The organism is Flavobacterium aquidurense, from assembly GCF_001404985.1.
GTDB lineage: Bacteria > Bacteroidota > Bacteroidia > Flavobacteriales > Flavobacteriaceae > Flavobacterium > Flavobacterium aquidurense_B.
In genome coordinates this window covers 38,978-64,846 of the sequence record NZ_JRLF01000007.1, presented here as the reverse complement: position 1 = coordinate 64,846, position 25,869 = coordinate 38,978, and the positions used below count along the sequence as shown (strand labels likewise).

Annotated in this window: 36 protein-coding genes; 3 read left to right on the top strand and 33 right to left on the bottom strand. The window is 34.3% G+C overall.

Going from position 1 to position 25,869, the window contains the following annotated elements; translation table 11 throughout:
• Positions 1-80 precede the first annotated feature (80 nt).
• The 33 genes from carA to rpsL form a co-directional block, all read right to left on the bottom strand.
• The gene (carA, locus tag RC62_RS04605; RefSeq protein WP_055093065.1) at positions 81-1,199 is read right to left on the bottom strand and encodes a glutamine-hydrolyzing carbamoyl-phosphate synthase small subunit; all 1,119 of its coding nucleotides are present in this window, start codon (positions 1,197-1,199) and stop codon (positions 81-83) included.
• A 254-nt stretch (positions 1,200-1,453) separates the two neighbouring features.
• The gene (rplQ, locus tag RC62_RS04600) at positions 1,454-1,945 is read right to left on the bottom strand and encodes a 50S ribosomal protein L17 (protein ID WP_029272056.1); all 492 of its coding nucleotides are present in this window, start codon (positions 1,943-1,945) and stop codon (positions 1,454-1,456) included.
• Positions 1,946-1,981: 36 nt separating this feature from the next.
• On the bottom strand, positions 1,982-2,974 hold the full coding sequence (locus RC62_RS04595) for a DNA-directed RNA polymerase subunit alpha (RefSeq protein WP_026109818.1): 993 nt from the start codon (positions 2,972-2,974) through the stop codon (positions 1,982-1,984).
• A 21-nt stretch (positions 2,975-2,995) separates the two neighbouring features.
• The gene (gene rpsD / locus RC62_RS04590) at positions 2,996-3,601 is read right to left on the bottom strand and encodes a 30S ribosomal protein S4 (protein WP_026982953.1); all 606 of its coding nucleotides are present in this window, start codon (positions 3,599-3,601) and stop codon (positions 2,996-2,998) included.
• 95 nt (positions 3,602-3,696) lie between these two features.
• The gene (gene rpsK, locus RC62_RS04585; RefSeq protein ID WP_007803677.1) at positions 3,697-4,080 is read right to left on the bottom strand and encodes a 30S ribosomal protein S11; all 384 of its coding nucleotides are present in this window, start codon (positions 4,078-4,080) and stop codon (positions 3,697-3,699) included.
• A gap of 8 nt (positions 4,081-4,088) precedes the next feature.
• Positions 4,089-4,463, bottom strand: a complete 375-nt coding sequence (gene rpsM, locus RC62_RS04580; protein WP_007803675.1) for a 30S ribosomal protein S13 — start codon at positions 4,461-4,463, stop codon at positions 4,089-4,091.
• A 2-nt stretch (positions 4,464-4,465) separates the two neighbouring features.
• Positions 4,466-4,582, bottom strand: a complete 117-nt coding sequence (ykgO, locus tag RC62_RS22645; RefSeq protein WP_072945378.1) for a type B 50S ribosomal protein L36 — start codon at positions 4,580-4,582, stop codon at positions 4,466-4,468.
• Between the two features lie 12 nt (positions 4,583-4,594).
• A complete protein-coding gene (gene infA / locus RC62_RS04575) occupies positions 4,595-4,810 on the bottom strand; it encodes a translation initiation factor IF-1 (RefSeq protein WP_026714631.1) in 216 nt (71 codons plus the stop codon).
• Positions 4,811-4,817: 7 nt separating this feature from the next.
• The gene (gene secY / locus RC62_RS04570) at positions 4,818-6,164 is read right to left on the bottom strand and encodes a preprotein translocase subunit SecY (RefSeq protein ID WP_055093063.1); all 1,347 of its coding nucleotides are present in this window, start codon (positions 6,162-6,164) and stop codon (positions 4,818-4,820) included.
• A gap of 13 nt (positions 6,165-6,177) precedes the next feature.
• Complete coding sequence (rplO, locus tag RC62_RS04565; RefSeq protein ID WP_017495009.1) at positions 6,178-6,630, bottom strand: 50S ribosomal protein L15; 453 nt, start codon at positions 6,628-6,630, stop codon at positions 6,178-6,180.
• An 11-nt stretch (positions 6,631-6,641) separates the two neighbouring features.
• The gene (gene rpmD / locus RC62_RS04560) at positions 6,642-6,824 is read right to left on the bottom strand and encodes a 50S ribosomal protein L30 (protein ID WP_017495010.1); all 183 of its coding nucleotides are present in this window, start codon (positions 6,822-6,824) and stop codon (positions 6,642-6,644) included.
• A 12-nt stretch (positions 6,825-6,836) separates the two neighbouring features.
• Positions 6,837-7,361: a 30S ribosomal protein S5 gene (rpsE, locus tag RC62_RS04555; RefSeq protein ID WP_085950926.1), complete on the bottom strand. Its 525-nt coding sequence runs from the start codon at positions 7,359-7,361 to the stop codon at positions 6,837-6,839.
• Positions 7,362-7,364: 3 nt separating this feature from the next.
• On the bottom strand, positions 7,365-7,715 hold the full coding sequence (gene rplR, locus RC62_RS04550; RefSeq protein ID WP_053470830.1) for a 50S ribosomal protein L18: 351 nt from the start codon (positions 7,713-7,715) through the stop codon (positions 7,365-7,367).
• An 11-nt stretch (positions 7,716-7,726) separates the two neighbouring features.
• On the bottom strand, positions 7,727-8,269 hold the full coding sequence (rplF, locus tag RC62_RS04545) for a 50S ribosomal protein L6 (protein WP_055093060.1): 543 nt from the start codon (positions 8,267-8,269) through the stop codon (positions 7,727-7,729).
• A gap of 18 nt (positions 8,270-8,287) precedes the next feature.
• Complete coding sequence (gene rpsH / locus RC62_RS04540; RefSeq protein ID WP_017495014.1) at positions 8,288-8,686, bottom strand: 30S ribosomal protein S8; 399 nt, start codon at positions 8,684-8,686, stop codon at positions 8,288-8,290.
• 104 nt (positions 8,687-8,790) lie between these two features.
• Entirely contained in the window at positions 8,791-9,060 is a 270-nt protein-coding gene (gene rpsN / locus RC62_RS04535) for a 30S ribosomal protein S14 (protein ID WP_007803655.1), read from the bottom strand.
• Between the two features lie 3 nt (positions 9,061-9,063).
• A complete protein-coding gene (gene rplE, locus RC62_RS04530; protein WP_035619635.1) occupies positions 9,064-9,615 on the bottom strand; it encodes a 50S ribosomal protein L5 in 552 nt (183 codons plus the stop codon).
• A 2-nt stretch (positions 9,616-9,617) separates the two neighbouring features.
• Positions 9,618-9,932 carry a 50S ribosomal protein L24 gene (gene rplX, locus RC62_RS04525; protein ID WP_007803650.1) on the bottom strand — a complete coding sequence of 105 codons (315 nt, stop codon included), beginning with the start codon at positions 9,930-9,932 and terminating at the stop codon, positions 9,618-9,620.
• 11 nt (positions 9,933-9,943) lie between these two features.
• Complete coding sequence (gene rplN / locus RC62_RS04520) at positions 9,944-10,312, bottom strand: 50S ribosomal protein L14 (protein ID WP_007803649.1); 369 nt, start codon at positions 10,310-10,312, stop codon at positions 9,944-9,946.
• A gap of 2 nt (positions 10,313-10,314) precedes the next feature.
• On the bottom strand, positions 10,315-10,575 hold the full coding sequence (gene rpsQ / locus RC62_RS04515; RefSeq protein WP_007803646.1) for a 30S ribosomal protein S17: 261 nt from the start codon (positions 10,573-10,575) through the stop codon (positions 10,315-10,317).
• 17 nt (positions 10,576-10,592) lie between these two features.
• A complete protein-coding gene (rpmC, locus tag RC62_RS04510) occupies positions 10,593-10,784 on the bottom strand; it encodes a 50S ribosomal protein L29 (protein WP_007803639.1) in 192 nt (63 codons plus the stop codon).
• Positions 10,785-10,797: 13 nt separating this feature from the next.
• Entirely contained in the window at positions 10,798-11,223 is a 426-nt protein-coding gene (gene rplP / locus RC62_RS04505; RefSeq protein WP_007803637.1) for a 50S ribosomal protein L16, read from the bottom strand.
• A 19-nt stretch (positions 11,224-11,242) separates the two neighbouring features.
• A complete protein-coding gene (gene rpsC, locus RC62_RS04500; RefSeq protein ID WP_012022487.1) occupies positions 11,243-12,001 on the bottom strand; it encodes a 30S ribosomal protein S3 in 759 nt (252 codons plus the stop codon).
• Positions 12,002-12,006: 5 nt separating this feature from the next.
• Positions 12,007-12,420: a 50S ribosomal protein L22 gene (gene rplV, locus RC62_RS04495; protein ID WP_007803631.1), complete on the bottom strand. Its 414-nt coding sequence runs from the start codon at positions 12,418-12,420 to the stop codon at positions 12,007-12,009.
• A 6-nt stretch (positions 12,421-12,426) separates the two neighbouring features.
• Positions 12,427-12,705 (bottom strand): 30S ribosomal protein S19, encoded by a 279-nt coding sequence (gene rpsS / locus RC62_RS04490; protein ID WP_012022488.1) that lies wholly within the window; start codon positions 12,703-12,705, stop codon positions 12,427-12,429.
• 6 nt (positions 12,706-12,711) lie between these two features.
• Positions 12,712-13,536 (bottom strand): 50S ribosomal protein L2, encoded by an 825-nt coding sequence (gene rplB / locus RC62_RS04485; RefSeq protein WP_007803623.1) that lies wholly within the window; start codon positions 13,534-13,536, stop codon positions 12,712-12,714.
• 9 nt (positions 13,537-13,545) lie between these two features.
• The gene (gene rplW, locus RC62_RS04480; protein ID WP_007803621.1) at positions 13,546-13,836 is read right to left on the bottom strand and encodes a 50S ribosomal protein L23; all 291 of its coding nucleotides are present in this window, start codon (positions 13,834-13,836) and stop codon (positions 13,546-13,548) included.
• 7 nt (positions 13,837-13,843) lie between these two features.
• Positions 13,844-14,473, bottom strand: a complete 630-nt coding sequence (gene rplD / locus RC62_RS04475) for a 50S ribosomal protein L4 (protein ID WP_041516263.1) — start codon at positions 14,471-14,473, stop codon at positions 13,844-13,846.
• Positions 14,473-15,090: a 50S ribosomal protein L3 gene (rplC, locus tag RC62_RS04470; RefSeq protein ID WP_007803612.1), complete on the bottom strand. Its 618-nt coding sequence runs from the start codon at positions 15,088-15,090 to the stop codon at positions 14,473-14,475. The genes rplD and rplC overlap by 1 nt, the downstream gene beginning before the upstream one ends.
• Before the next feature lie 404 nt (positions 15,091-15,494).
• Positions 15,495-15,800, bottom strand: a complete 306-nt coding sequence (gene rpsJ / locus RC62_RS04465) for a 30S ribosomal protein S10 (protein WP_007803605.1) — start codon at positions 15,798-15,800, stop codon at positions 15,495-15,497.
• An 11-nt stretch (positions 15,801-15,811) separates the two neighbouring features.
• Positions 15,812-17,968 (bottom strand): elongation factor G, encoded by a 2,157-nt coding sequence (fusA, locus tag RC62_RS04460; RefSeq protein WP_055093057.1) that lies wholly within the window; start codon positions 17,966-17,968, stop codon positions 15,812-15,814.
• Between the two features lie 10 nt (positions 17,969-17,978).
• Complete coding sequence (rpsG, locus tag RC62_RS04455) at positions 17,979-18,455, bottom strand: 30S ribosomal protein S7 (RefSeq protein ID WP_007803600.1); 477 nt, start codon at positions 18,453-18,455, stop codon at positions 17,979-17,981.
• Positions 18,456-18,570: 115 nt separating this feature from the next.
• Positions 18,571-18,954 (bottom strand): 30S ribosomal protein S12, encoded by a 384-nt coding sequence (rpsL, locus tag RC62_RS04450; protein ID WP_007136570.1) that lies wholly within the window; start codon positions 18,952-18,954, stop codon positions 18,571-18,573.
• 168 nt (positions 18,955-19,122) lie between these two features.
• Here rpsL and RC62_RS04445 point away from each other — a divergent pair, with 168 nt between their 5' ends.
• The 3 genes from RC62_RS04445 (at position 19,123) to RC62_RS04435 (ending at position 25,657) form a co-directional block, all read left to right on the top strand.
• Complete coding sequence (locus RC62_RS04445; protein ID WP_055093055.1) at positions 19,123-20,838, top strand: hypothetical protein; 1,716 nt, start codon at positions 19,123-19,125, stop codon at positions 20,836-20,838.
• A gap of 87 nt (positions 20,839-20,925) precedes the next feature.
• On the top strand, positions 20,926-24,141 hold the full coding sequence (locus RC62_RS04440) for a SusC/RagA family TonB-linked outer membrane protein (RefSeq protein ID WP_055093053.1): 3,216 nt from the start codon (positions 20,926-20,928) through the stop codon (positions 24,139-24,141).
• Between the two features lie 10 nt (positions 24,142-24,151).
• Positions 24,152-25,657, top strand: coding sequence for a SusD/RagB family nutrient-binding outer membrane lipoprotein (locus RC62_RS04435; protein WP_055093051.1), 1,506 nt, complete (start codon positions 24,152-24,154; stop codon positions 25,655-25,657).
• Positions 25,658-25,869 lie beyond the last annotated feature (212 nt).

Sequence of the window (25,869 nt, the reverse complement as noted above, 5' to 3'; positions counted from 1 at the left end):
AATTATAAATATTTTTCGAAATTATAAAAATATTTAATATTAAATACTACATTTAACAATTAAACATCTTTATTTATTAACTACATCGTTTTAGCAGTAGCCTCTTTTATATTCTCAACAAACTGATCGAATAAATAAGATGAATCATGTGGTCCGGGACTAGCTTCAGGATGATATTGTACTGAAAAACAATTCTTATTTTTCATACGCATACCAGCAACAGTTCCATCATTTAAATGTAAATGTGTAATCTCTAAATCAGGATGATTATCTAACGCTTCTTTGTTTACAGCAAATCCGTGATTTTGAGAAGTGATCTCCCCTTTACCTGTTATAATATTTTTTACCGGATGATTTATTCCGCGGTGACCATTAAACATTTTGTAAGTCTGAACACCATTTGCTAAAGCAATTACCTGATGTCCTAAACAAATTCCGAATAAAGGATTATCGTTAGCTAGAATTTCTTTAGCCACTTCGATTGCTCCAAAAAGCGGATCCGGATCTCCGGGACCATTTGACAAAAAGTACCCATCCGGATTAAACTCTGCCAAATCTTTATAAGTTGAATTATAAGGGAAGACTTTAATATAACAATCTCTCTTAGCAAGATTTCTCAAGATATTTTTTTTGATACCAAGATCTAAGGCTGAAATTTTATAAGTTGCATTTTCATCACCAAAAAAATAAGGTTCAGTAGTTGAAACTTTTGATGCCAACTCTAAACCTTCCATGTTTGGCACATTAGCCAATTCTTTTTTCAAATCTTCAACCGAAGTACCGTCTGTACAAATAACAGCGTTCATCGCGCCATTATCACGAATATAACTTACTAGCGCTCTGGTATCAACATCAGAAATACAGATTAGATTTTGTTTAATAAAATAATCTTCTAAACTTCCTGAAGAATCTTCTCTCGAATAATTAAAACTAAAGTTTTTACAAACTAATCCTGAAATTTTGATGCTATCAGACTCAATTTCTGAATCATTAACACCATAATTCCCTATATGAGGATTAGTAGCCACCATAATTTGACCAAAATAAGAAGGATCTGTAAAAATCTCCTGATATCCTGTCATTCCAGTATTAAAACAAACTTCACCGAAAGTTTTACCGCTAATTCCGATAGATTTTCCGTGAAAAATAGTTCCATCACTTAGTAATAAAATGGCGCTTTGTCGTGTAGTGTATTTCATTATTTAATTTGTATTGTTTCTTTTTCAATTGTTTCATGAAACCCGCGTTGCTGATTTCATTTGTAATTAGATATTTTGCAAATTTACTTCTTTAAAAGAGTGCTTCCAAGATTTTTTAAAAATTTCATTCATAAAATTAAAACCTAAGTTTTAAAATAAGTTACATTTCAAACTATTTTAAAAAAAATCCAAAAAAAAAGGATAAACTAAAAATTAGCTTATCCTTGATTTCTATAGAATCATTACTTTCATAATTATTCAGAAGCTTCAGTAGTCGATTCTGATTCAGCAGCTGGAGCTTCTGGAGTAGTCTCCTCAGCTTTTTTTGCTTTACCACCACGACGGCTTTTAGCTTTTTTAACTTCTTTTTTACCACCATTGTAAAGTTCATTGAAATCTACAAGTTCGATCATTGCCATATCAGCATTATCTCCCAAACGATTTCCAACTTTAATGATACGAGTGTATCCACCTGGACGGTCTCCAACTTTAGCAGCTACGTCTCTGAATAAATCAGTTACCGCATATTTGCTACGTAAGTAAGCAAAAACAATACGACGATTGTGAGTCGTATCTTCTTTTGATTTTGTGATTAAAGGCTCAACGAATTGTTTAAGCGCTTTAGCTTTAGCAACAGTAGTGTTAATACGTTTGTGCTCAATAAGAGAACAAGCCATATTAGCTAGCATAGCTTTTCTATGTCCAGTCTGTCTGCTTAAGTGATTGAATTTTTTTCCGTGTCTCATTGCTATTTTAAATTTAATCCCGCAAGCGGGATTGAATTATTCTTTATCTAATTTGTATTTAGCTAAGTCCATTCCGAAAGTTAAATTCTTAACAGCTACAAGTTCATCTAGCTCAGTTAAAGATTTTTTACCAAAATTACGGAATTTCATTAGGTCATTTTTATTGAACGATACTAAATCACCAAGTGTATCAACTTCAGCCGCTTTCAAGCAATTTAATGCTCTCACAGATAAATCCATATCAACAAGCTTAGTTTTAAGCAATTGTCTCATATGCAATGACTCTTCATCATACGATTCTGTTTGTGCAATTTCGTCAGCCTCGAGTGTAATTCTTTCGTCAGAAAATAACATGAAGTGGTGAATTAAAACTTTAGCAGCTTCAGTAAGAGCATCTTTTGGATTAATAGATCCATCAGTTTTGATTTCAAAAACTAATTTTTCATAATCTGTTTTTTGCTCAACACGGAAGTTTTCAATTGCATATTTTACATTTTTTACCGGAGTAAAAATAGAGTCAGTAAAAATAGTACCAATTGCAGCGTTCTGTTTTTTGTTCTCCTCAGCAGGAACATATCCTCTACCTTTTTCGATTGTTAAATCGAAGTTCAATTTGATTTTAGAATCTAAATTACAGATAACAAGGTCTGGATTCAGAACTTGGAAACCTGAAATAAATTTTTGAAAATCACCTGCTGTTAGTTGATCTTTACCAGAAACAGAAATTGTAACTGCTTCATTATCTATATCTTCAATTTGACGTTTGAAACGCACTTGTTTTAGATTAAGGATAATTTCGGTAACATCTTCAACAACACCTGAAATAGTAGAAAACTCATGATCTACACCTTCGATACGAACAGATGTAATTGCATAACCTTCTAATGCTGAAAGCAAAACTCTTCTAAGTGCATTACCAACTGTCAATCCATAACCAGGTTCTAAAGGTCTAAATTCGAATTTACCTTCAAAATCGGTTGAATCGATCATGATAACTTTATCGGGCTTTTGAAAATTAAATATTGCCATAAATTTCGACTAAGTCAATTATTATTTGTTGTACAACTCTACGATTAATTGTTCTTTAATGTTTTCTGGAATTTGAAGTCTTGCAGGTACAGAAACGAAAGTTCCTTCTTTAAGATCATTGTTCCAAGTAATCCATTCATAAACATGACTTGAATTTGATAAAGAACGTTCGATAGCTTCTAAAGATTTAGATTTTTCACGAACTGCAACTTTATCACCAGGCTTAAGGTGGTAAGAAGCGATATTTACAACTTCACCATTTACAGTAACGTGTCTGTGAGAAACTAATTGTCTAGCACCTCTTCTAGAAGGAGCGATACCCATTCTAAAAACAACGTTATCTAATCTTGCTTCACATAATTGTAAAAGAACTTCACCAGTAACACCTTTAGTAGCTGATGCTTTTTTGAATAAATTTCTGAATTGTTTTTCTAAAATTCCGTAAGAATATTTAGCTTTTTGCTTTTCCATTAACTGAACAGCGTACTCAGATTTTTTACCTCTTTTTTTAGCCATCCCGTGTTGTCCAGGTGGGTAATTTCTTTTTTCGAAAGATTTATCATCTCCGAAGATTGCTTCGCCAAATTTACGAGCAATTCTAGTTTTTGGACCAGTATATCTTGCCATTTCTAAAAAATTAAATTTAAGGTAGAGATTATGAATTCAGGTCAAATCCTTCGATAATCTATATTCTACCTTGTTTATACTATAAATAAATAAAATTAAACTCTACGTCTTTTTGGAGGACGACATCCGTTGTGAGGCATTGGAGTAACATCGATAATCTCTGTAACTTCAATTCCACCGTTATGAATAGAACGGATAGCAGACTCACGCCCGTTTCCTGGTCCTTTTACATAAACTTTCACTTTTTTAAGTCCAGCCTCAAGAGCTACTTTACTACAATCTTCTGCTGCCATTTGGGCTGCGTATGGAGTATTCTTTTTAGAACCTCTGAAACCCATTTTACCAGCTGAAGACCAAGAAATAACTTCACCTTTTTTGTTAGTCAAAGAAATAATGATGTTATTGAAGGTAGCAGAAATATGAGCTTCTCCCGTTGATTCAACGATAACTTTACGTTTTTTTGCAGTTGCTTTAGCCATATTACTTATTATTTAGTTGCTTTTTTCTTGTTAGCAACAGTTTTTCTTTTACCTTTTCTTGTTCTAGAGTTGTTTTTAGTTCTTTGTCCTCTTAACGGAAGACCAGATCTATGACGAATACCTCTGTAACAACCAATATCCATCAAACGTTTGATGTTTAAAGAAACTTCAGAACGTAATTCTCCTTCAATTTTGTAAAATGAAACAGCATCACGAATCGCTCCGATCTCATCATCATTCCAATCTTGAACTTTTTTGTCTTGGCTAACTTGAGCTTTTTCTAAAATCTCAATAGCTCTACTTCTTCCTAATCCAAAGATATAGGTAAGTGCTATAACACCTCTTTTATTTTTTGGGATATCTACCCCTGCTATTCTTGCCATAATTATCCTTGTCTTTGTTTAAATCTAGGATTCTTTTTGTTTATTACGTACAATCTCCCTTTTCTACGCACAATGATGCACTCGGGACTTCTCTTTTTTACTGATGCTCTAACTTTCATAGTGAATATCCTTTAATATCGATAAGTAATTCTTGCTTTTGACAAATCATAAGGACTCATTTCTAGTTTCACTTTATCACCAGGTAATAACTTGATGTAATGCATACGCATTTTACCAGAAATATGAGCAATTACGACATGTCCATTTTCTAACTCTACACGGAACATCGCATTTGATAATGCTTCGATGATTGATCCGTCTTGTTCTATTGCTGATTGTTTTGCCATATAAAAATTAAGCTACTGCTTTTCTATTTTTACCAGTCTTCATTAAACCATCATAATGTTTGTTTAACAAGTATGAATTGATTTGTTGAATAGTATCTATTGCAACTCCAACCATAATTATTAATGAGGTACCTCCAAAAAACATTGCCCAAGATTGTTGTACATCCATAATACTTACAACAATAGCTGGGAACACAGCAATCAAAGCAAGGAATAAAGATCCTGGGAAAGTTATTAAAGACATCACTTTATCAAGGAAGTCTGAAGTTTCAGCCCCTGGACGAACGCCAGGAATAAAACCACCACTTCTTTTTAAATCATCGGCCATCTTGTTAGTAGGTACAGTGATCGCAGTATAAAAGAATGTAAATACAATAATTAAAGTTGCAAAAACAAAATTATACCAAAAACCAAAGATATTACTAAATGCACCAACAATAGATTGTGATGTGTCTGATTTAGACAATCCAGCTACAGCTGCAGGTATAAACATAATTGCCTGAGCAAAGATGATTGGCATAACTCCAGAAGCATTAAGCTTTAGAGGAATCCATTGTCTATTACCACCTGCTAAATCTTGCTCGTAATCCCCACTTGTTGTACGACGAGCGTACTGAACAGGAATTCTACGTACTGCCATTGTAAGCAATACACAAGAAATGATTACTAATAACCACACAATAATTTCAATAACTAACAACATTGGACCTCCATTGTTATTGGTAACTCTGGTTGTAAATTCTTGTATAAAAGCTTGCGGTAAACGAGCTAAGATACCAACCATAATCAATAATGAAATTCCATTTCCAATACCTTTATCCGTAATTTTTTCTCCAAGCCACATAGCAAAAATTGTACCTGTAACTAAGATAATAACAGAAGAAAACAAAAATTCTGGTGAATTAAAGCCTAGTAAGAATGCACTTCCAGGTAACGTTCTGTATAAATTATAGATATAAGTTGGACCTTGAACCAGTGTAATAGCTATAGTCAACCAACGAGTGATTTGATTAATCTTTTTTCTACCACTCTCTCCATCGTTCTGAAGTTTTTGTAAATAAGGAATAGCAATTCCCATTAACTGAACAACAATAGATGCAGAAATATAAGGCATAATTCCTAAAGCAAAAACTGAAGCTTTAGAGAAAGCACCTCCTGTAAACATGTCTAGGATTGATCCTAAACCATTTTTAGTTTGTCCCGCTAAACCTGTTAATTGAGTTGCGTCAATTCCAGGTAGCGTTACATGTGCACCAAAACGATATACTAAAAGCAATCCTAATGTAATTAAGATTCTGTTTTTCAGTTCTTCGATTTTCCAAACATTACTTATTGATTCAATAAATTTCTTCATCTTAATAGATAAGTTATATAGTTACAGCTTCTCCTCCAGCAGCTTCAATAGCAGCTTTAGCAGTAGCAGTAAATTTGTGGGCAGTTACTTTTAATTTTGCTTTCAATTCTCCTCTACCTAAAATCTTAACGATTTCATTTTTGGTAGCCAGACGATTTGCTACGAAATCTGTCATAGAAACAGAATCAGTAATCACACCATTGTCTACTAATAATTGAAGCGTATCTAAATTAACACCTTCGTATTCTTTACGATTGATGTTTGTGAAACCAAACTTAGGCACACGTCTTTGAAGTGGCATTTGCCCTCCCTCAAAACCAATCTTTTTAGAATAACCAGAACGAGATTTTGCTCCTTTGTGACCTCTTGCAGAAGTACCACCTTTTCCTGAACCTTCTCCTCTACCTAATCTTTTATTTTGATTGTGTGTTGACCCTTCAGCTGGTTGTAAGTTACTTAAATTCATAACAGTATTTGTTATTTAGCTTCTTCTACAGAAACTAAGTGTTTAACTTTGTTTATCATCCCAAGGATTGCAGGATTTGAATCATGCTCTACAACTTGTCCCATTTTACGTAGACCTAAAGCTTCCAAACCTCTTTTTTGAGAAAGAGGGCAGTTGATTTTGCTTCTTACTTGTTTTACTAATAATTTAGCCATAATTTCCTTGAATTAACCTTTAAAAACTTTTTCTAAAGAAACACCTCTTTGTTTTGCAACAGTGTGAGCGCTTCTCATTTGTAATAAAGCATCAAAAGTTGCTTTCACTACGTTATGAGGATTTGATGATCCTTGAGATTTAGATAATACATCGTGAATACCAACTGATTCAAGAACTGAACGAACAGCTCCACCAGCAATAACTCCTGTACCATGAGAAGCAGGAATTAAGAATACACGTGCACCACCAAATTTACCTTTTTGTTCGTGAGGAACAGATTGTCCGTTCAAAGGAATTTTTACTAAATTTTTCTTAGCATCTTCTACTGCTTTCGCAATTGCTTCAGAAACGTCTTTAGATTTTCCTAATCCATGACCAACTACTCCGTTTTCATCACCTACAACTACAATAGCAGAAAAACCGAAAGCTCTACCACCCTTTGTAACTTTAGTAACACGATTAACACTTACCAGACGATCTTTAAGTTCAAGACCACTTGGTTTTACCAATTCTACATTTTTGTATTTAGACATAATATATTAGAATTTAAGTCCAGCCGCTCTTGCGCCTTCTGCTAATGATTTAATACGACCGTGATACAAATATCCACCTCTATCAAAAGTGATGGTCTCGATCCCGGCTTTTAACGCTTTCTCTGCAACTAGTTTTCCAACAGCAGCAGCGACTTCAACGTTAGTACCTTTTCCTATTTCTTTTTCTCTTGAAGATGCAGCTAAAATAGTAACTCCATTTACATCATCAATAAGTTGAGCGTAAATTTCCTTGTTACTTCTAAATACAGATAGTCTTGGGTTAGCAGCAGTACCACTAATCGATTTTCTAATTCTGAATCTAATTCTCTGTCTTCTATCAGATTTTGTTAATGACATAATCTTATTTTTTAAGCTGATTTACCTGCTTTTCTTCTTAATACTTCACCCACAAATTTAACACCTTTTCCTTTGTACGGCTCAGGCTTACGGAAACCTCTGATTTTCGCAGCAACCTGTCCTAAAAGTTGTTTGTCAAATGATGTTAATTTTACAATAGGGTTTTTACCTTTTTCAGATATTGTTTCTAAAGCTACTTCAGGAGCAATTTCTAAAACAATATTGTGAGAATATCCAAGAGCTAAATCTAATTTTTGACCTTGGTTTGAAGCTCTATAACCAACTCCAACTAATTCAAGTTCTTTTGTAAAACCTTCAGATACACCAATAATCATATTATTGATCAATGATCTGTATAATCCGTGTTTTGCTCTTTGGTCTTTATGATCAGACGATCTTTCTAATAAAACTTGATCGCCTTCAACTTTTACAGTAATGTCCGAAAACTCCTGAGTTAGTTGACCTTTTTTTCCTTTTACTGTAATAATACCATCTTTAACTTCAACAGTTACTCCAGCAGCTATTACAATTGGGCTTTTACCTATTCTTGACATCTTATTTAGTCTTTAAAATTAGTATACGTAACAAATTACTTCACCACCTACATTTAATTGTTTCGCTTGTTTTCCAGTCATAAGACCTTTTGAAGTTGAAACAATAGCAATTCCTAATCCGTTAAGGATTCTTGGTAATTTGGCAGCACCTGCGTATTTACGTAAACCAGGTTTACTAATTCTTTGGATATCTTTAATTACAGGCTCTTTAGTATCTTTATCATACTTCAAAGCGATCTTGATTGAACCCTGTACAGAGTTGTCTTCAAATTTGTAACTCAAGATATAACCTTGATCAAATAAGATCTTAGTTATTTCTTTTTTTAGATTAGATGCCGGAATTTCAACAACTTTGTGGTTTGCAGCCACAGCGTTACGAACTCTAGTCAAATAATCTGCAATAGGATCTGTATACATATGTATTTGATTGCGATTACGGTTTTCGGGAGACACTCGTCTCCCGAACCTTTAATCAATTAAAATTATTTTTTGGTTTGCAAAAGTACTAACTTTTTGCGAGATTACCAAGATGCCTTTTTAACTCCAGGAATTAACCCATTATTAGCCATCTCACGGAAAGTTACACGCGAAATACCAAATTGACGGATATAACCTCTTGGTCTACCTGTTAATTTACAACGATTGTGCAAACGAACTGGTGAAGCATTTTTAGGTAATTTTTGTAAACCTTCAAAATCTCCAGCTTCTTTCAAAGCTTTTCTTTTCTCAGCATACTTAGCTACCGTTTTCTCTCTTTTCACCTCACGGGCTTTCATTGATTCTTTAGCCATGTCTTAATTCTTTTTAAAAGGTAATCCTAATTCAGCCAATAATGACTTTGCTTCCTTGTCTGTTTGAGCAGTAGTAACAAATGTAATATCCATTCCTGAAATTTTGTTTACTTTGTCAATATCAATTTCTGGGAAAATGATTTGCTCTAAAACTCCAAGATTGTAATTACCTCTTCCGTCGAAACCAGTAGCTTTGATACCACTAAAATCTCTAACGCGTGGTAAAGCAGAAGTAATAAGTCTATCTAAAAACTCATACATTCTTTCACCACGTAAAGTAACTTTTGCTCCAATAGGCATCCCTTTTCTCAATTTGAATGACGCAACGTCTTTCTTTGAAATTGTAGATACTGCTTTTTGTCCAGTGATCTTTGTTAACTCATCAACTGCATAGTCAATAAGTTTTTTATCAGATACAGCTGCACCAACTCCACGGCTCAAAACGATTTTTTCAAGTTTTGGAACTTGCATCACGTTTGTATATCCGAATTCTTCTTTAAGAGCAGAGATCACTCTACTCTTATATTCTTCTTTTAGTCTAGGTGTATATGCCATTACTATAGTACTTGATTAGATTTTTTTGAAAATCTTACTTTCTTATCTCCTTCTACTCTAATACCAACTCTAGTTGTTTCCTTAGTTTTAGGATCAATTAGTGAAATGTTAGATATTTGTATAGAAGCTTCTTTCTTAACGATACCACCTTGAGGGTTTTTAGCACTTGGTTTTGTATGTTTCGAAACCATGTTTACACCTTCAACTATCGCTTTATTTTTCTCACGGTAAACACGTAAAACTTTACCTTCAGCACCTTTATGGTCTCCAGCAATAACTCTTACGATATCTCCTGATTTTATTTTTAGCTTTATCATCTTAAAACGAATTAAAGCACTTCTGGTGCTAATGATACAATTTTCATGAATTGTTTTTCACGAAGTTCTCTTGCTACCGGACCAAAAACACGAGTTCCTCTCATTTCCCCTGCAGCGTTCAAAAGAACACATGCATTGTCATCGAAACGGATATAAGAACCATCAGCTCTTCTCACTTCTTTTTTGGTACGTACAACAACTGCAGTTGAAACAGCTCCTTTTTTAACGTTACCGTTAGGAGTTGCATCTTTAATAGATACTACAATCTTGTCACCAACAGAGGCATACCTTCTTTTGGTACCTCCTAAAACACGGATAGTTAAAACTTCTTTTGCTCCCGTGTTATCTGCTACTTTTAGTCTTGATTCCTGTTGTACCATAATTATTTAGCTCTTTCTAAGATTTCAACTAATCTCCAACATTTTGTTTTACTTAAAGGACGCGTTTCGCTAATTCTTACAGTATCTCCAATGTTACAGTCGTTTGTTTCGTCGTGTGCAACGTATTTCTTTGTTTTCAACACGAACTTACCGTATAATGGGTGTTTTACTTTTCTTACTTCAGCAATAACAATAGACTTATCCATTTTATTTGAAGTAACAACACCTATTCTTTCTTTTCTTAAATTTCTTTTTTCTTCCATCTTTCAGCAGAATACAATTATTGTAACTCTCTTTTAGTTAACTCTGTAGCCAATCTTGCAACTGTTCTTCTTACACTTCTAATTTGAAGTGGATTCTCAATTGGAGAAATAGCGTGAGCCATTTTTAGGTCAGCATATATTTTCTTAGTTTGACTAAGTTTTTCTTGCAACTCCGCTGCAGAAAGATCTTTTATTTCTGATTGTTTCATAATATAAATTTAATTATGCTTCGAAATCTCTAGCAACGACGAATTTAGTTTTTACTGGAAGCTTTTGAGCTGCAAGACGTAACGCCTCTTTTGCAACTGATAAAGGAACTCCTCCAACTTCAAACATAATTCTTCCGGGTTTAACAACGGCAGCCCAATATTCAACGGCACCTTTACCTTTACCCATACGTACCTCAAGAGGCTTCTTAGTAATTGGTTTGTCTGGAAATATTTTGATCCATAATTGTCCTTCTCTCTTCATGAAACGAGTTGCAGCAATACGCGCAGCTTCGATTTGACGAGAAGTTAAGAACATTCCATCTTCATGTACAGATTTAATACCAAACATTCCATTAGAAAGTTCATGCCCTCTTTGAGAGTTACCTTTCATTTTACCCTTTTGTACCTTACGGTATTTTGTTCTTTTAGGCTGTAACATTTTTCTTTAGTTTAAAAATTTACTTTCTTTTACGAGCGTCTGGTTTTCCACCTTTATTAAAGTTAGATTTACCTCTAGGGGCATCTCCACCTTTACCACCACCAGTTCCAGATTGTTTTTTATCCATTCCTGCAAGCGGAGAAAGATCTCTCTTTCCATAAACTTCACCTTTCATGATCCATACTTTGATACCCATTCTACCATAAGTAGTGTGAGCTTCAGCCAAAGCATAATCAATATCAGCTCTGAAAGTTGATAGAGGAATTCTACCTTCTTTGAAACCTTCTGAACGCGCCATCTCAGCACCATTCAAACGACCAGAAATCAAAACTTTGATACCCTCAGCGTTCATACGCATAGAAGCAGCAATAGCCATTTTGATTGCACGTCTGTAAGAAATACGGCTTTCGATTTGACGAGCGATGCTTGTCGCCACAAGATAAGCATCTAATTCAGGTCTTTTGATTTCAAAGATGTTGATTTGAACCTCTTTGTCAGTAACTTTCTTAAGTTCCTCTTTTAACTTGTCTACCTCTTGTCCACCTTTTCCGATAATGATACCAGGTCTAGCAGTAGTGATAGTAACGGTTACAAGTTTCAAAGTTCTCTCGATGATTACTTTAGATACACTAGCTTTTGATAAACGAGCGTGGATATACTTTCTGATTTTGTGATCTTCGGCAAGTTTGTCACCGTAATCATTTCCACCATACCAGTTTGAGTCCCACCCTCTGATGATACCAAGTCTATTTCCAATTGGATTTGTCTTTTGTCCCATGCTGCTTAAGAATTGCTTTGTGTGTTATTGATAGCTCCAAGCACGATTGTTACGTGATTAGAACGTTTTCTTATTCTGTGTGCACGACCTTGTGGAGCTGGACGAAGTCTTTTCAACATCATTCCACCATCTACTCTGATCTCCTTAACAAATAATCCAGCTTCTTCTAAATTACCTTCACTATTTTTTTGCTCCCAGTTGTTGATTGCAGATAATAATAGTTTCTCTAATTTTCTTGAAGCCTCTTTAGAACTGAATCTTAAGATGTTAAGTGCTCTTTCTACCTTCTGACCTCTTACCAAGTCCGCTACTAAGCGCATTTTTCTAGGTGAAGTAGGGCAGTTATTCAATTTTGCGAAAGCAATAGACTTATTAGCCTCTTTTCTCGCATCTGCTGTTTCTCTTTTACGAACTCCCATTGCTTCTTATTTTTTACCTTTATTTTTTGCTCCAGCATGACCTCTAAAAGATCTAGTTGGTGAAAATTCTCCTAATTTGTGACCTACCATGTTTTCTGTTACGTAAACTGGTACAAATTGACGACCGTTATGAACTGCGATAGTCTGTCCAACGAAATCTGGAGTAATCATAGAAGCTCTAGACCAAGTCTTTACTACACTATTTTTACCACTTTCTACGTTTTCCTGAACTTTCTTGTCTAACTTATAATGAACGAAAGGTCCTTTTTTTAATGAACGTGCCATATCTTATTATTTCTTTCTACGTTCTACGATATACTTGTTACTCGGGTTTTTCTTAGAACGAGTTCTATAACCTTTTGCTGGTATTCCATTTCTTGAACGTGGATGTCCACCAGAAGAACGTCCTTCTCCACCACCCATTGGGTGATCAACAGGGTTCATTGCAACAGGTCTTGTTCTAGGTCTTCTTCCTAACCATCTTGTTCTACCAGCTTTTCCTGATACAACTAATTGGTGGTCTGAATTAGAAACAGCTCCAATTGTAGCCGAACAAGTTAACAAGATTAATCTTGTTTCACCAGATGGCATTTTAATTGTAGCGTATTTTCCATCTCTTGCCATTAATTGAGCAAATGTACCAGCTGAACGAGCAATTACCGCTCCTTGACCTGGACGTAACTCAATACAAGAGATTACAGTTCCTAAAGGAATTCTGCTTAAAGGCAATGTATTACCAATTTCAGGTTGAGATTCTGGACCAGAAACTAATTTCTGACCAACTTTCAATCCGTTTTGAGCAATTACATAAGTTTTCTCTCCATCAGCATAAGCTAATAAAGCGATAAATGCAGTACGATTTGGATCGTATTCGATTGATTTCACAGTAGCCGGAATTCCGTCTTTAGTTCTTTTGAAATCAATAATACGATATCTCTGCTTGTGACCACCACCCGTATAACGCATGGTCATCTTTCCTTGACTATTTCTACCTCCAGAGTTTTTTATCGGCGCTATCAAAGAGCGTTCCGGCTTATCAGTTGTAATGGCGTCATAACCATTCACAACTCTAAATCGCTGACCTGGGGTAATAGGTTTTAATTTTCTTACTGACATTTTTCTATCTTAGATATTGTTGTAAAAATCAATTGTTTCTCCTTCTTGTACTTGAACAATCGCTTTCTTAATTGCATTTGTCTTTCCACTGATCAAACCACTTTTAGTGTATTTTGTAGTTCTATCCGGTCTTACGTTCATCGTGTTAACTGAAACGATAGTTACTCCATAAGCAGCTTCAATAGCTTTCTTAATTTGAACTTTGTTTGCTTTTTTGTCAACAACGAATCCGAAGCGGTTTAAAACTTCACTTTCTTTGGTTACTTTTTCTGTTACTATAGGTCTAATTATGATGCTCATATTCCTATTATTTACTTAAATTTTCTTCAATTAACTCCAAAGAACCTTCTAAAAGCACTAAATTATTAGTGTTTAAAATAGCGTAAGTGCTTAATTCTGAGCTAGTTACGACATTCGAAGCCTTTAAATTGCGTGACGACAAATATACATTTTTATTTGACTCACCCAACACAAATAGAGATTTTTTATTATCTAACCCTAAAGCTTTCAAAACGTTAATGAAATTTTTAGTGTTTGGAGTTTCAAAATTAAAGTCCTCAAGAACGATAATATTTGACTCTTTTGCTTTGATTGAGAAAGCTGATTTTCTTGCCAATCTTTTCAAGCTTTTATTCAATTTAAATGAATAACTTCTTGGTCTTGGTCCAAAAATTGTTCCACCACCTTTAAACAATGGATTTTTGATACTTCCCGCACGAGCAGTACCTGTTCCTTTTTGTTTTTTAATCTTACGCGTACTTCCTGTTACTTCAGCTCTTTCTTTAGCTTTGTGAGTCCCTTGTCTTTGATTAGCAAGATATTGCTTTACATCAAGGTATACAGCGTGATTATTTGGTTCAATTGCGAATACTGAATCAGAAAGTTGAACTTTTCTTCCAGTATCTTTTCCGTTGAAATCTAATACTTTTACTTCCATTACTTCTGAATGATTACATAAGAGTTTTTATGTCCAGGAACACATCCTTTAATAACAAGTAGATTCTTTTCAGCAACTACTTTTAAAACTCTAAGGTTTTGAACTTTTACATTGTCTCCTCCCATTCTTCCAGCCATACGCATTCCTTTGAATACTCTAGATGGATATGAAGAAGCCCCTACAGAACCTGGCGCTCTTAAACGGTTGTGTTGACCGTGAGTTGCTTGTCCAACACCACCAAATCCGTGACGCTTAACAACCCCTTGAAAACCTTTACCTTTAGACACACCTTGTACATCTACAAATTCTCCTTCAGCAAAAATAGAAACATCAATAAGATCTCCTAATTTTTGTTCAGTTGCAAAATCTTGAAATTCAACGACTTTTTTCTTAGCAACAGTTCCAGCTTTTTTAAAGTGACCTAAAGCCGCTTTAGTGGAATGTTTCTCGTTTTTGTCATCGAAACCAAGTTGCAACGCTTCGTACCCGTCAACACCTTTGGTTCTGACTTGGGTAACAACACACGGCCCAGCTTCGATTACTGTACAAGGAATGTTTTTCCCATTTTCGTCGAAAATACTAGTCATGCCGATTTTTTTACCAATTAACCCAGACATAAATATTAATTATTAATTACTAAAATTCCCTTCAATTTGAAAATAACAGAAATTTCCAAACAGGGAGTGCAAAAGTATACATTAAAATTGAATATACCAAACAGTTATAAAAATTAAATAGCTCATTATCAAAATCAAAGCAACGATCTTAACACTGACAATATTTTTTTTTCTTCAAAAAAATATTTCTCATCACCTTAACTCATAAGATCCATTACCTTAACCTTTACCTAATCTTTTACATAAAAAACCTCCGCAACAGCCTAAACCAAAGACACTTCAAGCAAAGAAACAGCAATTAACAGCAATTGACATCTTACAAAAGATGATAAAATAAAACTTTTTGATAAAAAAAAAGCGAGACAAAAATGCCTCGCTTTTCTATATAAAATATAATAAAAAAATTATACTTTTATTTCCACTTCAACTCCACTTGGCAATTCAAGTTTCATTAATGCATCAATAGTTTTAGATGAAGATGAATAAATATCAATCAATCTCTTGTATGACATTACTTCAAATTGCTCTCTCGCTTTTTTGTTAACGTGCGGAGAACGTAGTACAGTGAAAAGTTTTTTGTGAGTTGGCAAAGGAATTGGACCTGTTACAACTGCTCCAGTAGTTTTTACTGTTTTTACGATCTTTTCAGCAGACTTATCTACCAACATGTGATCGTAAGATTTTAGTTTTATTCTGATTTTTTGACTCATTTTCTTAAGAATTAAGCGTTACCTTTTGCTTTTTTAATTACAGCTTCTGAAATATTAGAAGGTGTTTCTGCATAGTGAGAAAACTCCATTGTTGAAGTTGCTCTACCAGAAGATAATGTTCTTAGTGTTGTTACATATCCAAACATTTCTGATAATGGCACATCAGCTTTAATAGTTTTAGCACCATTTCTATCACCCATGTCATTAACCTGACCTCTACGACGGTTGATATCACCTACGATATCCCCCATGTTTTCTTCAGGAGTAATAACTTCCATTTTCATGATTGGCTCAAGAATAATTGCTCCAGCAGCTTTAGCTACTTCTCTATAACCCATTCTTGCAGCTAATTCAAAAGAAAGAGCATCAGAATCGACAGGGTGGAAAGATCCGTCTGTCAAAGTTACTTTCAAACTATCCACTTGATAACCAGCCAAAGGACCAGTTTTCATAGCTTCACGGAAACCTTTTTCTACAGATGGAATATATTCCTTAGGAACGTTACCACCTTTTACCGCATTAATAAACTGTAATCCTACAGGCACTTTACCATCAACTTCGTCAGCTGGCTCAAGTGTAAATACGATATCACCGAATTTACCACGACCTCCTGATTGTTTCTTGTAAGTCTCTCTATGTGTAGCAGTTCTAGTAAACGCTTCTTTATATTCAACTTGAGGCTCACCTTGGTTAACTTCAACTTTAAATTCACGTTTCATACGATCTACCAAGATATCTAAGTGAAGCTCACCCATACCTGAGATAATAGTTTGCCCTGAAGCCTCATCTGTTCTAACAGTAAATGTTGGATCTTCTTCAGCTAATTTAGCTAAAGCCATACCCATTTTATCAACGTCAGCTTTTGTTTTAGGCTCAATTGCAATACCAATTACTGGTGCAGGGAATTTCATAGACTCAAGAATGATTGGGTGTTTTTCATCACACAATGTATCTCCAGTTTTAATATCTTTAAATCCAACAGCAGCCCCAATATCTCCAGCCTCAATAAATTCGATTGGATTTTGTTTGTTAGCATGCATTTGGTAGATACGAGAAATTCTTTCTTTATTTCCTGAACGTGTGTTCAAAACATAAGAACCAGCATCTAAACGACCAGAGTAAGCACGGAAGAAAGCTAAACGACCTACGAATGGGTCAGTAGCAATTTTAAATGCTAAAGCAGCGAACGGCTCCTTTACATCTGGCTTACGTAAGATTTTAGTTTGATCTTCTTCTAATAATTCAGCATCATCAGGGTGAATTCCTTCGATACCTTCCTTATCCATTGGAGAAGGTAAATATTTACAAACTGCATCTAACATGAATTGAACTCCTTTGTTTTTGAAAGAAGAACCAGCGATCATCGGGATGATAGCCATATCCATAGTAGCAGCTCTTAAAGCGTTGTTGATTTCTTCCTCTGTAATAGAGCTTTCATCTTCCATGAATTTCTCTAAAAGATTTTCATCGTAATCAGCAACTGCTTCAATAAGAATAGACCTGTACTCTTTAACCTCTGCAACCATATCAGCAGGAATTTCAACAATATCAAAAGTTGCCCCTTGAGTTGCATCATGCCAAATAATAGCTTGGTTTTTTACTAAATCTACAACACCTTTGAAATCATTTTCTTCACCAATTGGCAAAGTGATCGCAACAGCATTTGATTTTAACATATCACGAACTTGTTGACAAACTGCCAAAAAGTTAGATCCTTGACGGTCCATTTTATTTACGAATCCCATACGAGGAACTCTGTATTGATCAGCAAGTCTCCAGTTAGTTTCTGATTGAGGCTCAACACCATCAACAGCACTAAACAAGAAAACCAAACCATCAAGTACACGTAAAGAACGGTTTACCTCTACAGTAAAGTCAACGTGTCCAGGAGTATCAATAATATTAAAGTGGTAAGGCAATGATTCAGGCAAAAGTTTACCTTGTTCAGTTGGAAAATTCCACTCACAAGTTGTTGCAGCTGAAGTAATTGTAATACCTCTTTCTTGCTCTTGAGCCATCCAGTCCATTGTTGCAGCACCATCGTGTACTTCACCAATTTTGTGTGACTTTCCAGTATAAAAAAGGATACGCTCAGTTGTTGTTGTTTTACCAGCATCAATGTGAGCAGCAATTCCGATATTTCTTGTATATTTTAAATCTCTAGCCATTTCTTACGAATTAAAATCTAAAGTGAGAGAAAGCTTTATTAGCTTCTGCCATCTTGTGAGTATCCATTCTTTTCTTAACCGCAGCACCTTCTTCTTTAGCAGCAGCTAAACATTCTGATGCCAAACGTTGTGCCATAGATTTTTCATTTCTTCTTCTAGAATAAAGTATTAACCACTTCATTGCCATAGAAATTTTTCTGTCTGGTCTAATTTGCATTGGAATTTGAAATGTAGCTCCACCAACTCTACGGCTACGTACTTCTACGTGAGGCATAACGTTTGTTAAAGCATCTTTCCAAATTTCTAATGAAGATTTTTCTGAATCTTGCTTTTTAGACTCAATGATGTCAATTGCATCATAAAATACTTTGAAAGCTGTAGATTTCTTACCGTCCCACATTAAGTTGTTCACAAAACGTGTTACCAGTTGGTCGTTGAACCTTGGATCTGGTAAAAGTGGTCTTTTCTTTGCCGCTCTTTTTCTCATGTCTTTTTTTTAATAAAAAGTTATAGGTCATCCGTTAAATGTTATGTGTCATCCACTTTAGCTTGCGCCTAATTTCAAACCCTTAACTCCTAACCTCCAACTTTAACGTTTTAAATTACTTTTTTGCTTCTTTTGGGCGTTTAGCACCGTACTTAGATCTTCTTTGCGTTCTTCCTGCAACTCCTGACGTGTCAAGCGCTCCACGAACGATATGATATCTAACACCTGGTAAATCTTTTACCCTTCCACCTCGCACTAATACTATCGAGTGCTCTTGTAGATTGTGTCCTTCTCCAGGGATGTAAGCATTCACTTCATTACCATTTGTCAAACGTACACGCGCAACTTTACGCATTGCAGAGTTTGGTTTTTTTGGTGTAGTAGTGTAAACACGCGTACAAACCCCTCTTCTTTGAGGACAAGAATCTAAAGCAACCGATTTACTCTTCTTAGTGATCTGAGTTCTTCCTGTTCTTACTAATTGTTGAATTGTTGGCATAATTAATACTAAAAATTTATTATGTATATTAAATTCCCGCTTTTTACGGGGTTGCAAATGTATAAAATATTTTTCACTATACAAACGTTAATTCATTAATTTTCAATAACATTATTTAAGCTTATGTTTTTACAAACAAACAATTGATATTTGCAATACTTTTAATAAATGAAACAATTGCTTTTGAAACACTTATTATATATATTCTTTTTTCTCTTCAGCTTTTCATCTTATAGCCAAAACTTTTATTTAAAAATAATTGGCTCTAACGAAATCGAAAATCGAATAATCGATTCATTAAACTACTCTATTAAGCACAGTAATATAAAATCATTGCATGATGAAACAAAAAGCACATCTCAAAAATTAACTTCCATTGGCTTTTTAGACAATAAAATCCAAGAAACAAAACAAATAAATGACAGCACATATACATCAAAAATAGATTTAAAAAAACAAATCAAAGAGATACATATATATATAGGTAAAGACAATATTCTTTCAAACTCTGCAGAAACAAAAAATGACACTGTAATTGTAGCATATAATCAACTTGAAAACTTTTTAAATCAACAGATAATTAATGCCGAAAAAAAAGGTTTTGCCCTAAGCAAAATAAAACTCGACAATATTAAAAGAAAGAATTTAATAATTTATGGGATCTTAAACTTTAAATCCGAAAAAAAACGCAGCGTTAATTCAATTATTATCATTCAAACAGACTCTCAAGAGAAAAATTATTTTCCAAAAGGTCATTTAAAACAACTGAATAAAAAATACCTAAATAAAACTTTTAATCAGGAAATCGTAAAAGAACTTCACGACGATATAAATAGTTTTGAATTCATAACTCAAACTAAATACCCACAAATATTATTCACCAGTGACTCTACTAAAATATATACTTATATCGAAAAAAGAAAAGCAAATACGTTTGATGGATATATTGGATTTTCAAATGATGATGATAAAAAAACAACACTTAACGGATATCTGGATATTGCCTTATTAAATACACTACACTCAGGTGAACAATTTTCACTTTATTGGAAAAGTGATGGAAATCAACAAAAAACTTTTAACACCAAAATAGAATTTCCCTATATATTTAATTCTTCATTAGGCTTAAAAGCACAGCTCAACATATTCAAACAAGACAGCACATTTCAAAATACAAAAACAGCAATTGATTTAGGTTATTATTTAAACTACAATTCGAAAATATATCTGGGATATCAATCAACAGAATCAAGTGATATCCAAAATACCAACAATTCAATAATTAGTGATTTTAAAAATTCTTATATTACTTCTACACTTGACTACAAACAGCTGGACTACACAAGCACTCTTTTTCCAAAAAAAACATACCTAAGCTTCATCGCCGGATACGGAAAAAGAAACACAAATAACAATCCAAATACAGCAAACTCGAGTCCACAATTCTATATAAATACCAACTTTTCAAATAATTTCGAATTAAACAAAAAGAATTACATAAATATAAATCTGCAAGGCTTTTATCTTAAAAGCAATAACTACATCATAAACGAATTATTTAGATTTGGTGGCATTAACTCCATAAGAGGCTTTTTAGAAAATAGTCTTCAGGCCAATTTTACATCTATGCTCCTAACAGAATACAGATATGTAGTTTCAAAAAATCTATACATAAATTCAATTATAGATTATGCAATTTACCAAGATTTAACAAGTAGCCAAAATCCAGATAAAATCCATAATTTAACAGGAATTGGAATAGGAACAACCATACAAACTACTAGCGGACTACTTCGAATTAATCTCACTAACGGCGGGACAACACTTCAGGAAATTCAGTTATTTAACACTATCGTTAGCATATGTTATAATGTTAAATTTTAACGATCTCTTAAAATTCGTTAATACAACGTTAGGATTATTAACAAATTATTATGAATATTGCATCACTAATTCAAAATAATTGAGAAAATGAAACCAAAGTTCAATGGATTTTTAGTGCTATTATTAGTGCTATTCGCGCAATTAACCTTTGCGCAAGAAAGAGCTGTCTCGGGCACAGTTACCGATGATGCAGGAATACCTTTACCAGGCGTAAGTGTATTAATCAAGGGAACAAAAACCGGAACACAAACTGATTTTGACGGTAAATATTCTATCAAAGCAGCACCAAGTCAAGTTTTAGTATTTAGCTACATTGGAATGAAATCGCAAGAAATCACAGCGAGCTCATCACAAGTAAACACTAAATTATCCGGTGATGCCCAGCAACTTGAAGGAGTTGTAGTAACAACAGCTATGGGGATTAAAAGAGAGAAAAAATCTTTAGGATACGCATCTCAACAAATTGCAGGAAAAGACATTAATGGTGGAGCAGGAAATGCCAACGTTGCAAACCTTCTATCCGGTAAAGCTGCAGGTGTTGAAGTTCAAAGAAATAACAACTTTGGAGGATCTACAAATGTTGTAATAAGAGGAAACAAGTCTCTTACAGGAAACAATCAGGCCCTTTGGGTAATTGATGGTGTACCAATTGACAACTCGAATTCAAATGCATCATCTCAACAAGTTGGTGGCGGAGGTTACGATTATGGAAATAATGCATCAGATATCAACCAAGAAGATATCGAAAGCATTAACATTCTTAAAGGAGCAGCTGCAACAGCACTTTACGGATCAAGAGCCGCAAATGGTGTTGTAATGGTAACAACTAAAAAAGGAAAATCAAACGACAATAAAATAGGATTCTCTTTTTCAAGCGGATTTACTAACGGAAGTATTGATAAAAAAACATTTCCTGAATACCAAAACAGATACGGATCAGGTTACGGTTTTGGATCATCTTTTTTAGGAACAGGAACACCAGACACAGTAGATACATCTAATGACGCATCTGACGGAGACGCATTTGACAATCAACCTGTTTACCAATGGGATGCTTTTACACCATTTTCACCAAATTATGGCAAAGCTACTCCATGGGCAGCTGCAAAAAATGGACCAGCTAAATTCTTCAACGACGCTCATACATTTGTTAACAGCATAGCTTTAGAAAAATCTACAGACAGATCAAGCTTATCATTAACTTATGTAAACACAAACCAAACAGGTATTTTACCAAATAGTGAGTTAAAGAAAAATCAAATAAGTGCAAGATTTAGTCAAAAAGTAACAGACAAACTTACCGCTAATGCATATGCTTCTGTTACATTACAAAGTACAGTAGGACGTAACTCAACTGGATATAATGACAATATCATGAGTAACTTTAGACAGTGGTGGCAAACAAATACAGATGTTAAAGCCCTTAAAGATGTTTATTTTGCATCAGGTGGTCAAAATGTAACATGGAACTGGACCGACCCAACTTCTCCGTCAGGTTTAGTACCTGCTTATTGGGATAACCCTTATTTTACTCGTTATCAAAATTACTCATCTGATGACAGAACACGTTTGTTTAGCTACGCATCTCTTAACTATGACATCACTCCATGGTTAAGCGCTTTAGGAAGAGTTTCATTAGACACTTACAAACAACTTCAAGAAGAAAGAAGAGCCATAGGATCTATTGCTTCCGGATTTGGTCTTTCTCCTGTTGATGAATCATCAGGTTACCAAAGAAATGACATAAACTTTCAAGAGATCAATTATGACTTTATGTTAAATTTCAATAAAAAATTTGGCGAAAACATAAGCGTAAATGGAGTTATTGGAACAAACATAAGAAGAAATGACAGAGAAAGCGTACTAGCATCTACAGTTGGAGGATTAGTAGTACCTGGAATATATGCCCTATCAAATTCTCGTTTAGATTTACCATTCCCAAAAGAAGCAAAAATTTCTTCAGGTGTTAATGGTATTTACGCTCAAGGATCTATCGGGTTTTTAGACACATATTTCGTAGACGCTTCTATAAGAAGAGACGTTTCATCTACATTGCCAGAAAACAACAATTCATATGTTTATCCAGCGGTTTCAGGATCTTTCTTATTCTCAAATCTAGTAAAAGCAAACTGGTTGAACCTTGGAAAATTCAGAGTAAATTATGCTGAAGTTGGGAATGATGCAGATGCATTACAATTAAACAATACTTATACAAGAGTTTCAAACTTTCAAGGACAACCTCTTTACACAAACTCTTTATTACTTCCATTTCGCAGTATCAACAAAGATCCGAACCTTAAACCAGAAAGAACAAAATCATTTGAGGTTGGTTTAGAAACTAGTTTATTAGACAGACGTTTAGGATTTGATATCACTTATTACAAAACAAATTCTGTTGATCAAATTGTTTCAGCAGCTGTTTCTTCTGCATCTGGATATACTGCCGGATTAGTTAACGGTGGAAATATCGAAAATACAGGTCTAGAATTACAATTAAGCGGAACACCAATTAAAACAAAAGACTTTAGCTGGGAAATTATTGTAAACTGGTCAAATAATAAAAGTAAAGTTATCTCTTTGCCAAATGGGCTAGACAATCTTCAACTAGGTTCTTTCCAAGGAGGAGTTACAGTTAACGCGGCTCCAGGAGAAGCATACGGAGCATTAAAAGGAACAGATTATGTGTACACGAACGGCCAACCAACTATAGATCAGGCTACCGGAAAGTATATGATAACAACAAGTTCAAGCAATACAATAGGAAACATAACTCCTGATTGGATTGGTGGTGTTAGAAATAAATTCACTTATAAAAATTTATCTTTTGGATTCTTAATTGACACTCAAAAAGGAGGAGACATTTACTCATTAGATATGTACTACGGCCTTGCATCAGGATTATATAAAGAAACAGCTGTAGGCGACATCAGAGAAAACGGAATCTTAAATCAAGGTGTAGCGCCAGATGGAAGTGTGAATACCGTAAAAACAGAAGGAGGATCAATCTCAAATAGTTTAGGATACCAAGCAGCACCAAACAAAGCGTTTATTTATGATGCTTCATTTGTAAAGCTAAGAGAAGTATCAATTACATATAACTTTCCAAAAAAGATGTTCGACAATACATTCTTGAGTGCTGCATCAGCAAGTCTTGTAGGATCGAATCTATGGATAATCAGTAAAAATCTACCTTACGCAGATCCAGAAAGCGGACTATCTTCAGGAAATAGCTCAAGAGGCTATTCAGTTGGATCACTACCAACAACCAGAGATATTGGATTTAACTTAACATTCAAATTTTAATACAGAAAAAATGAAAAAATTAATATATGCTTTAGGAATTATGATTCTCACAGTTTCATGTGATGATAATAGCCTAACAGACTTAAATGTAGATGTAAAAAACCCTTCTGTAGTACCAGCAAGCACATTATTCACTAATGCAGAAAAAAGCTTAACAGAGCAACTTGTAAATACAAATGTAAATAAAAACATATTTAGATTAGTAAATCAACAATGGACAGAGACAACCTATCTGGATGAATCTACTTACAATTGGGTAACTCGTAAAATTTCAGACAATCACTGGGACAGACTTTACGCCGGGAGTTTAGCCGAGCTGGCTCAAGCAAAAGACTTCACTGAAAAAGAAGTAATCCTATCAACAGACCCGGAATTTGCTCAAAAAACTATTATCAAAAAAAATCAATTAATACTTATTGATATTTTAACAGTTTATACTTATCAAATATTAGTAGATACATATGGAGACGTACCTTATTCAGAAGCCTTGAAAGGATCAGGAAATTACCTTCCTAAATATGATAAAGCAGTAGATATTTACAAAGATCTTATTGTTCGTTTGAATGCTTCTATTACTAACATAGATGTTTCACAGCCAGCTTTTGGAGATGCCGATGTTATTTACAAAGATAAGTTAAGTGCATGGGTTAAATTTGCCAATAGTATCAAATTAAAATTAGGGATAAATCTTAAAGCTTCTGGTTTAGAATCAGCAATTGCTGATGCTGCAATCATTTCCGGCTCTGAAGGTGCATTTACATCTAATAAAGACAATGCAAAATTGCCATACATGACAAATCTTCCTAATACCAATCCACTTTATGTAGATATGGTATTCTCAGGAAGAAATGATTTTGTTGTAGCAAAACCATTTGTAGACGCTTTAGTTACTCTAAATGACCCAAGAAAAACTGTATATTTCAGACCAACCTACAAAGATACCGATCCGGTAACAAAAGAGCTAATAACTATTACAGGATACAAAGGAGGAATAGTTGGATCTAAAAATAGCCAATCCAGATTCACACATGCAAGCGACACAATAAAAGCACCAGACTTTAGCGGAACTTTATTAGACTATGCCGAAGTAGAATTTTTACGAGCAGAAGCTGCAGGAAGAGGAGTTGCAGTAAGCGGGGATATCGCTACACATTATGAAACTGCAATCAAAGCATCTATGCAAGACTGGGGCATATCTACAGTAGATGCAGATGCTTACTTAGCCCAACCTGCTGTTGCTTATGCTACAGCTACAGGAACATGGCAACAAAAAGTAGGAGAACAAGCTTGGTACGCATTATTCAACAGAGGCTTTGAAGGATGGACATCTACAAGAAGATTAAATTTTCCTGTTCTTACACCACCTGCAAATGCTGATGCCGCTGCCGGAGGTCAAGTTCCTTCAAGAATGGCTTATCCTATTAGAGAGCAAACATTAAATGCTACAAATTACAATGCAGCAGCAAGCTCTATTGGAGGAGATAAATTAAGCACAAAAATATTCTGGGACAAATAATCCACTACTTGTAACATAATTTAACATAAAACCATCCCTTAAAGGGATGGTTTTTTTGTTTAAAAGTTATAAAAAGATCAAAATTAAGTATGATACTTTTAAATTTAACAGTTTCCCAAATATTAATATTTTCCATTATTATCATATTTGAAGCTATAAATTACGAATTTAAAATTTACACATGTTTTTTAACTATAAAAAAACAATATCTT

Excerpts from the sequence above, each read along its gene's own strand:
- rpsS (WP_012022488.1), bottom strand. The coding sequence starts at position 12,705 with ATGGCACGTTCATTAAAAAAAGGACCTTTCGTTCATTATAAGTTAGAC.
- rplE (WP_035619635.1), bottom strand. The coding sequence starts at position 9,615 with ATGGCATATACACCTAGACTAAAAGAAGAATATAAGAGTAGAGTGATC.
- RC62_RS04435 (WP_055093051.1), top strand. The coding sequence starts at position 24,152 with ATGAAAAAATTAATATATGCTTTAGGAATTATGATTCTCACAGTTTCA.
- rpsC (WP_012022487.1), bottom strand. The coding sequence starts at position 12,001 with ATGGGACAAAAGACAAATCCAATTGGAAATAGACTTGGTATCATCAGA.
- rpsQ (WP_007803646.1), bottom strand. The coding sequence starts at position 10,575 with ATGGAAGAAAAAAGAAATTTAAGAAAAGAAAGAATAGGTGTTGTTACT.
- rplO (WP_017495009.1), bottom strand. The coding sequence starts at position 6,630 with ATGAATTTAAGTAACTTACAACCAGCTGAAGGGTCAACACACAATCAA.
- rpsH (WP_017495014.1), bottom strand. The coding sequence starts at position 8,686 with ATGTATACAGATCCTATTGCAGATTATTTGACTAGAGTTCGTAACGCT.
- rpsD (WP_026982953.1), bottom strand. The coding sequence starts at position 3,601 with ATGGCAAGATATACTGGTCCAAAAACTAGAATTGCTCGTAAATTTGGC.
- fusA (WP_055093057.1), bottom strand. The coding sequence starts at position 17,968 with ATGGCTAGAGATTTAAAATATACAAGAAATATCGGAATTGCTGCTCAC.
- rpsG (WP_007803600.1), bottom strand. The coding sequence starts at position 18,455 with ATGAGAAAAAGAGCGGCAAAGAAAAGACCACTTTTACCAGATCCAAGG.
- rpmD (WP_017495010.1), bottom strand. The coding sequence starts at position 6,824 with ATGGCTAAATTATTAGTAAAACAAGTAAGAAGCAAAATCAACTGCCCT.
- infA (WP_026714631.1), bottom strand. The coding sequence starts at position 4,810 with ATGGCAAAACAATCAGCAATAGAACAAGACGGATCAATCATCGAAGCA.
- rplQ (WP_029272056.1), bottom strand. The coding sequence starts at position 1,945 with ATGAGACACGGAAAAAAATTCAATCACTTAAGCAGACAGACTGGACAT.
- rpsN (WP_007803655.1), bottom strand. The coding sequence starts at position 9,060 with ATGGCTAAAGAATCAATGAAAGCCCGTGAGGTGAAAAGAGAGAAAACG.
- rpsM (WP_007803675.1), bottom strand. The coding sequence starts at position 4,463 with ATGGCAAGAATAGCAGGGGTAGATATCCCAAAAAATAAAAGAGGTGTT.
- rplC (WP_007803612.1), bottom strand. The coding sequence starts at position 15,090 with ATGTCTGGGTTAATTGGTAAAAAAATCGGCATGACTAGTATTTTCGAC.
- ykgO (WP_072945378.1), bottom strand. The coding sequence starts at position 4,582 with ATGAAAGTTAGAGCATCAGTAAAAAAGAGAAGTCCCGAGTGCATCATT.
- rplF (WP_055093060.1), bottom strand. The coding sequence starts at position 8,269 with ATGTCAAGAATAGGTAAAAGCCCAATTGTAATAGCTGCTGGAGTAACT.
- RC62_RS04595 (WP_026109818.1), bottom strand. The coding sequence starts at position 2,974 with ATGGCAATATTTAATTTTCAAAAGCCCGATAAAGTTATCATGATCGAT.
- rplX (WP_007803650.1), bottom strand. The coding sequence starts at position 9,932 with ATGATAAAGCTAAAAATAAAATCAGGAGATATCGTAAGAGTTATTGCT.
- secY (WP_055093063.1), bottom strand. The coding sequence starts at position 6,164 with ATGAAGAAATTTATTGAATCAATAAGTAATGTTTGGAAAATCGAAGAA.
- rplN (WP_007803649.1), bottom strand. The coding sequence starts at position 10,312 with ATGGTACAACAGGAATCAAGACTAAAAGTAGCAGATAACACGGGAGCA.
- rpsJ (WP_007803605.1), bottom strand. The coding sequence starts at position 15,800 with ATGAGTCAAAAAATCAGAATAAAACTAAAATCTTACGATCACATGTTG.
- rplP (WP_007803637.1), bottom strand. The coding sequence starts at position 11,223 with ATGTTACAGCCTAAAAGAACAAAATACCGTAAGGTACAAAAGGGTAAA.
- rplB (WP_007803623.1), bottom strand. The coding sequence starts at position 13,536 with ATGTCAGTAAGAAAATTAAAACCTATTACCCCAGGTCAGCGATTTAGA.
- rpsK (WP_007803677.1), bottom strand. The coding sequence starts at position 4,080 with ATGGCTAAAGCAACTGCAAAAAAACGTAAAGTTATCGTTGAATCAACG.
- rpsL (WP_007136570.1), bottom strand. The coding sequence starts at position 18,954 with ATGCCAACAATTCAACAATTAGTAAGAACAGGAAGAACTCAGATCACT.
- RC62_RS04440 (WP_055093053.1), top strand. The coding sequence starts at position 20,926 with ATGAAACCAAAGTTCAATGGATTTTTAGTGCTATTATTAGTGCTATTC.
- rplR (WP_053470830.1), bottom strand. The coding sequence starts at position 7,715 with ATGTCATTAACAAAATCTGATAGAAGACAGAGAATTAGATTCAGAATT.
- carA (WP_055093065.1), bottom strand. The coding sequence starts at position 1,199 with ATGAAATACACTACACGACAAAGCGCCATTTTATTACTAAGTGATGGA.
- rplW (WP_007803621.1), bottom strand. The coding sequence starts at position 13,836 with ATGAGCATCATAATTAGACCTATAGTAACAGAAAAAGTAACCAAAGAA.
- rplV (WP_007803631.1), bottom strand. The coding sequence starts at position 12,420 with ATGGGAGTTCGTAAAAGAGAAACAGCAGATGCGAGAAAAGAGGCTAAT.
- rplD (WP_041516263.1), bottom strand. The coding sequence starts at position 14,473 with ATGGAAGTAAAAGTATTAGATTTCAACGGAAAAGATACTGGAAGAAAA.
- rpmC (WP_007803639.1), bottom strand. The coding sequence starts at position 10,784 with ATGAAACAATCAGAAATAAAAGATCTTTCTGCAGCGGAGTTGCAAGAA.
- RC62_RS04445 (WP_055093055.1), top strand. The coding sequence starts at position 19,123 with ATGAAACAATTGCTTTTGAAACACTTATTATATATATTCTTTTTTCTC.